Genomic DNA, 5,822 nt, shown 5'->3' on the forward strand with positions numbered 1-5,822 from the left:
ATCAGGCCAACCTGCGGATCATCAAAGCCACGGCGCAAAAGATGCAGATCTCGATGGATCACGTCATCGTCACGGTGCAGGACCACGGCAACACCTCGGCGGCATCGATTCCGCTGGCGCTGTCGGTCGGACGGGCACAGGGCAAGATCAAAACGGGCGATCTGGTCGTGACCGAGGCCATTGGCGGCGGTCTGGCATGGGGTGCCGTGGTTTTGCGCTGGTAAATCATCGCTCAAACAGCGCCCTACAAGTTGTTGATATTGACTCGGAATTCAAACCTCCGCAATCTAAGGGCGGAGTTTGAAACAGGGGAACGGTATGACTGGCAAAACATTGACCCGTATGGATCTGAGCGAAGCCGTCTTCCGCGAGGTGGGTTTGTCCCGAAATGAATCCGCCGCTTTGGTCGAAAGCGTGCTTCAGCACATGTCGGATGCCCTGGTCGATGGCGAGACTGTCAAGATCTCGTCTTTCGGCACGTTTTCGGTGCGTGACAAGGCCGCGCGGGTCGGGCGCAATCCCAAGACCGGCGAAGAGGTCCCGATTCATCCCCGCCGCGTTCTGACCTTCCGCCCGTCGCATCTGATGAAAGATCGCGTTTCCGCCGGAAACAAATAACGGGGCCACAGTCTCATGGACAAAAAGTCGCCTGACGCCCTTCGCACCATCAGCGAGGTGTCCGAGTGGCTGGAAACCCCGGCGCATGTGTTGCGGTTCTGGGAAAGCCGGTTTTCTCAGATCAAACCCGTCAAGCGCGCCGGTGGGCGACGCTATTACCGACCCAATGACATGCTGTTGCTGGGCGGGCTGAAAAAGCTGCTGCACGAGGATGGGCTGACCATTCGCGGCGCTCAGAAAATTCTGCGGGATCAAGGCATTAAACATGTGGCGGGCCTGTCCCAGCCGCTGGATGACTCGGGCGCCACCGCATCCGTCGCCCCTGCCCCCGAAATCGACGAAGCGCCGATGATGCAGGACGCGCCGCAAACGCCCGAATCCGCCAAGGTGGTGCAGCTGACGCCCAAGCGCCCGAAACCGGCGTCCGAGGCCCCGTCGCGCGATCTGTTCGATCTGCAACCGGCGCTACCGCTGGATCTGGACGCGCCCGATGACGAACCGCTGGCTGAGGTGGCTGAAACACCCGCTGCCGCAGCCGCGCCGCTGGGCGCCGACCTGCCCGCATCCGACCCGCTGGATAACGAACCGCCCTTGGGTAAGCCCTTGGTGTCGCGTCTTTATCGCGCCGACGTGCAGGCCGCGCTGCGCAATGCCCCCGCCGCGCCGCTGCGTGATGTGGTGGCCCGCCTGACGGCGCTAAGCGACCGCATGAATGGCAGTGCATAATCCGGTGCAAAAACCCGGTTTTGCGTCTTGCCCCCGCGCGCAAACATGCTACAACGCGCCTCACGTCGGGCTATGGCGCAGCCTGGTAGCGCGTCCGTCTGGGGGACGGAAGGTCGCAGGTTCGAGTCCTGCTAGCCCGACCAAGTCTTCAAAACCGCCCGCGTCGGAAACGGCGTCGGGCGGTTTGACGTTAACGGGGGGAGCCGGATGATCGAATTTGACACCAGCATCGGGGTTTTGCCCGCTCAGGCGCTCGAATCGATGATCGAGGCCGGGGCGATCACCGCGACCCCGGCGATTCTCAGTGCTCAGGTGCAGCCGGCCTCGCTTGACCTACGGCTGGGCGATGTGGCCTACCGCGTGCGCGCGTCGTTTCTGGCCGGTGAAGGTCAGACCGTCGAACACCGTCTGGCCGAATTCGAAATGCACCGCATCGACCTGACCAATGACGCGGTTCTGGAAAAGGGCTGTGTCTATGTCGTGCCGCTGATGGAGCGGCTGGCCCTGCCCGACGATGTGAATGCCGTCGCCAACGCGAAATCCTCGACCGGGCGGCTGGACCTGCTGACGCGCACCATCACCGATGGTGGCACCGAATTCGACCGTATCCCGCAAGGCTATACCGGCCCGCTTTACGCGGAAATCTGCCCGCGCTCGTTCTCGGTCAAGGTGCGGCCGGGGATGCGGCTGAACCAGATCAGGTTCCGACGTGGTCAGGCGGTTCTGGATGACGCGACACTGGCGACCCTGCACAAGGAAACGCCGCTGGTCACCGGTGGCCCGGCGGTGATTTCCGAGGGTCTTGGTTTTTCCGTCGATCTGAAACCCGAAACCGGCAATCTGGTCGGCTATCGCGCCAAGCCCCATACTGGGGTGATCGATCTGGACCTGATCAACCACTACGACCCGGCCGATTATTGGGAGCCGATCCACACCAGTGATGGCCGGATCATCCTTGATCCCGGTGCGTTCTACATTCTTGTCAGCCGCGAGGCCGTCTGCATCCCACCCGACTACGCCGCCGAAATGGCGCCCTATCTGGCGATGGTTGGCGAGTTCCGCGTGCATTACGCCGGTTTTTTTGATCCCGGTTTCGGTCATGCCGAGGCTGGCGGCGCCGGGGCGCGCGGTGTTTTGGAGGTGCGCTGTCACGAGGCGCCGTTCGTTCTGGAACATGGCCAGATCGTCGGCCGTCTGGTTTACGAGAAAATGGCCGCCCGCCCGATCCAGCTTTACGGCAGCGGCATCGCGTCGAACTATCAGGGTCAGGGCCTGAAGCTGAGCAAGCATTTCAAATCGACCTGACGCGCGGCGCCCGGTCGAGTAGTAATTTATAACAAATTGTTAGATCGAAAAGCTGGTGCCGCAGCCACAGCTTGCCGTGGCATTCGGGTTCTCGATCACAAAGCGTGCGCCGATCAGTTCCTCGGTGAAATCAATCACCGCGTTCGACAGGAACGGCAGCGACACGGTATCGACCACCACTTTTTCGCCGCTGCCTTCCAGAACCAGATCGTCCTCGGCCACGTCATCCAGCCGGATATCGTATTGAAACCCGGAACAGCCGCCGCCCTCGACCGCGACGCGCAACGCCTTGCCCTGATCGGCGGCACCGATTTCAGACAGCCGGGCAAAGGCCCGGTCGGTCACTTTGGGGGGAAAGGTCAGCTCCATGCTGTAATTCCAGTATGTTATCCGTGTGGGCTTCAATATATGTAGGAAGACAAGAGGCGACAAGCGAAGGCAGATAATAATGCTGGCACCCTATGCCTGTGACCCCGAAAAATCGCGCGGGCGGTTGTATCCCGAAGTCGAAGCCGAATTCAGATCGTGCTTTCAGCGCGACCGGGACCGGATCATCCATTCCTCCAGCTTTCGTCGGCTCAAGCACAAGACTCAGGTGTTTATCGAGCACGAGGGCGACTATTTCCGCACCCGCCTGACCCATACGATCGAGGTTGGACAGGTGGCGCGGACCATCTCGGGTGTGCTGAACCTGAACCTTGCCCTGACCGAGGCCGTGGCGCTGGCGCATGATCTGGGACACACGCCGTTCGGTCACACCGGCGAGGACGCGTTAGGCGCGCTGATGGCGCCTTACGGCGGCTTTGACCACAACGCCCAAGCCATTCGCATCGTCACCCGGCTGGAGCGGCATTATGCCGAATTCGACGGGCTGAACCTGACATGGGAGACGCTGGAAGGCATCGCCAAGCACAACGGTCCGGTGACTGGTCCCCTGCCCTATGCGCTTGAAGAATATGATAAAGTTCATGATCTAGAGCTTTACACCCACGCCAGCGCCGAAGCGCAGGTTGCGGCGATCTCGGATGATATCGCCTATAACAACCATGATCTGCATGACGGGCTGCGGGCCGAGCTTTTTTCGACCGATGAGCTGGCCGAACTGCCGTTACTGGATCACTGCTTTGCCGAGGTCGACCGGATTTACCCCGGCCTGAACTATTACCGCCGCCGCCACGAGGCGCTGCGCCGGTTCTTTGGCATTCTGGTGTCGGATGTGCTGGCGGTCGGCAAGGCCCGGCTGGCCGAACTGGACCCGCAATCGCCGCAGGATATCCGTCTGGCCGGTCGCACTCTGATCCAGTTCTCGCCTGATATCTGGGAGCAACTGAAGGTCATCCGCAACTTTCTGTTCACCCGCATGTATCGCGCCCCCAGCGTGGTCGAAATGCGCAAGGTCGTCACCGCGATGGTCCATGATCTGTTCCCGCTGTTCCTGACCAATCCCGAACTTTTGCCCAAGCAATGGCGCAAGGATGTGGCCGACGCCAAGGACGAGACCGAACTGGCGCGGATCGTGTCGGATTACATCTCGGGGATGACCGATCGTTTTGCGATGCAGGAACACGCGCGTCTGATCGGCGGCGACTGACAGTGAAATCATGACAGCCGACACCGCCTCTCAAGCTCTCAGCCCGATCATGGCCTTCGCCCTGATCGGAGGTTTGGGCGTGGGGTCGCAATGGCTGGCGTGGCGGCTGCGGATGCCGGCGATCGTGCTGATGCTGCTGGCCGGGCTGGCGGTCGGTCCGGGGTTGGGCCTGTTCGATCCGGCGCGCGATATCGGGCCGCTGGTGGGGCCGATGATTTCGCTTGCGGTGGCAATCATCCTGTTCGAAGGCGGTCTGACGCTGAACCTGCACTCATTGGCCGATGCGGCGGTGGGCGTGCGGCGGCTGGTGATCATCGGCGCGCCGCTGGGTTGGCTGGCCTCGGCCCTGACGCTGCATTATGTCGCCGGTCTGGGATGGGAGGCGGCCTCGGTCTTTGGCGGCATCATGATCGTCACCGGCCCGACCGTAATCGCGCCCTTGTTGCGCACCGCCCGCCTGAAACGCCGCCCCGCCGCCCTGTTGCAATGGGAGGCCATCGTCAACGACCCGGTGGGCGCATTAGCGGCGGTTCTGGCGTTTGAAAGCGTCGTCGTGCTGCAAACCGCGCTGACGGTCGAACACGCGCTGATGGCGCTGGTGGTCGGGATTGGCTTTGCGGCGCTGATCGGGCTGGCGGCGGGTTGGGGCCTGTCCACGGCCTTTCGCCGGGCATGGGTGCCGGAATATATGAAAGTGCCAGCGCTGTTCGCGTTGTTGCTGGCGGTGTTCGCGCTGTCGGATACGGTGCTGCATGAAAGCGGGCTGTTGGCGGTGACGGTGATGGGCCTTTACATCGCCAATGCCGATTTGCCCTCATATGCCGAACTGAGGCGCTTCAAGGAACATGCCACTGTTTTGCTGGTCTCAGGCGTGTTCATCCTGTTGGCGGCGTCGATGAAGATCGAGACCCTGACGGCGCTGGATTGGCGGGCGCTGGCCTTTGTCGCGGCGGTGATCCTTGTGGCGCGCCCGTTTACCGTGTTGATCGCACTGGCTTTTTCGGCAATCCCGTGGCGCGAGCGGTTTTTGGTCGCCCTGACCGGCCCGCGCGGTGTTGTGCTGGTGGCGGTGGCGGGGCTGTTTGGCGACCGCCTTGCGGCCTTGGGCATCGCTGATGGCGCCCGGATCGGGGCGTTGGCCTTTGCCTTGGTAGCGGCGACGGTGGTTCTGCATGGCTTTACCCTTGCGCCGCTGGCGCGGTTCTTGGGCCTTACCGGGGGCGAGGTGCCGGGGGTGATGCTGGTCGGGGCGTCAAACTGGACCTTGGGCTTTGCCGAGACCTTGCAAAAAGCCGGGGTGCCGGTGCTGATCGTTGATGCAAACCGCTCGCGCCTGCGCGCCGCGCGCGAGGCCGGATTGCCGACCTTTTTCGGCGACATCCTGTCAGAAAGCGCCGAGGCGAATATCGAACTGGCCTCTTACGGCATCATCGTCGCCGCCAGTGACAATGACGCTTATAACACGCTGGTTGCCACTGATCTTGCGCCGGAATTCGGCCGCGAGAATGTGCATCAATTGAAACGCGCCGGTCAGGACATCTCGCGCCATGCGCTGCCCGCGACTTTGGGCGGCAAAAAGATC

The 5,822-nt window shown here is 62.1% G+C and carries 7 protein-coding genes and 1 tRNA gene; 7 read left to right on the top strand and 1 reads right to left on the bottom strand.

Features of this window, described 5'->3' with window-relative positions:
* The 5 genes from ABYW26_RS09380 to ABYW26_RS09400 all read left to right on the top strand — a co-directional run.
* The coding region (locus tag ABYW26_RS09380; protein ID WP_372604545.1) for a 3-oxoacyl-[acyl-carrier-protein] synthase III C-terminal domain-containing protein at nt 1-224 on the top strand (224 nt) is incomplete at its 5' end.
* 94 nt (nt 225-318) lie between these two features.
* Nucleotides 319-618 carry an integration host factor subunit alpha gene (gene ihfA, locus ABYW26_RS09385; RefSeq protein WP_372604546.1) on the top strand — a complete coding sequence of 100 codons (300 nt, stop codon included), beginning with the start codon at nt 319-321 and terminating at the stop codon, nt 616-618.
* 15 nt (nt 619-633) lie between these two features.
* Nucleotides 634-1,344, top strand: a complete 711-nt coding sequence (locus ABYW26_RS09390; RefSeq protein ID WP_372604547.1) for a MerR family transcriptional regulator — start codon at nt 634-636, stop codon at nt 1,342-1,344.
* Nucleotides 1,345-1,410: 66 nt separating this feature from the next.
* Nucleotides 1,411-1,487: transfer RNA gene (locus ABYW26_RS09395), tRNA-Pro, on the top strand.
* 64 nt (nt 1,488-1,551) lie between these two features.
* Nucleotides 1,552-2,649 carry a 2'-deoxycytidine 5'-triphosphate deaminase gene (locus ABYW26_RS09400; protein WP_372604549.1) on the top strand — a complete coding sequence of 366 codons (1,098 nt, stop codon included), beginning with the start codon at nt 1,552-1,554 and terminating at the stop codon, nt 2,647-2,649.
* A 39-nt stretch (nt 2,650-2,688) separates the two neighbouring features.
* On the opposite strand, the gene ABYW26_RS09405 is transcribed toward ABYW26_RS09400, so the two are convergent.
* On the bottom strand, nt 2,689-3,012 hold the full coding sequence (locus tag ABYW26_RS09405; protein WP_372604553.1) for a HesB/IscA family protein: 324 nt from the start codon (nt 3,010-3,012) through the stop codon (nt 2,689-2,691).
* A gap of 85 nt (nt 3,013-3,097) precedes the next feature.
* On the opposite strand from ABYW26_RS09405, the gene ABYW26_RS09410 reads away from it, so the two are divergent.
* Nucleotides 3,098-4,240 (top strand): deoxyguanosinetriphosphate triphosphohydrolase, encoded by a 1,143-nt coding sequence (locus ABYW26_RS09410; protein ID WP_372604551.1) that lies wholly within the window; start codon nt 3,098-3,100, stop codon nt 4,238-4,240.
* A gap of 10 nt (nt 4,241-4,250) precedes the next feature.
* The coding region (locus ABYW26_RS09415) for a cation:proton antiporter (RefSeq protein WP_372604552.1) at nt 4,251-5,822 on the top strand (1,572 nt) is incomplete at its 3' end.

Source organism: Actibacterium sp. (assembly GCF_041584535.1).
Lineage (GTDB): Bacteria > Pseudomonadota > Alphaproteobacteria > Rhodobacterales > Rhodobacteraceae > Actibacterium_D.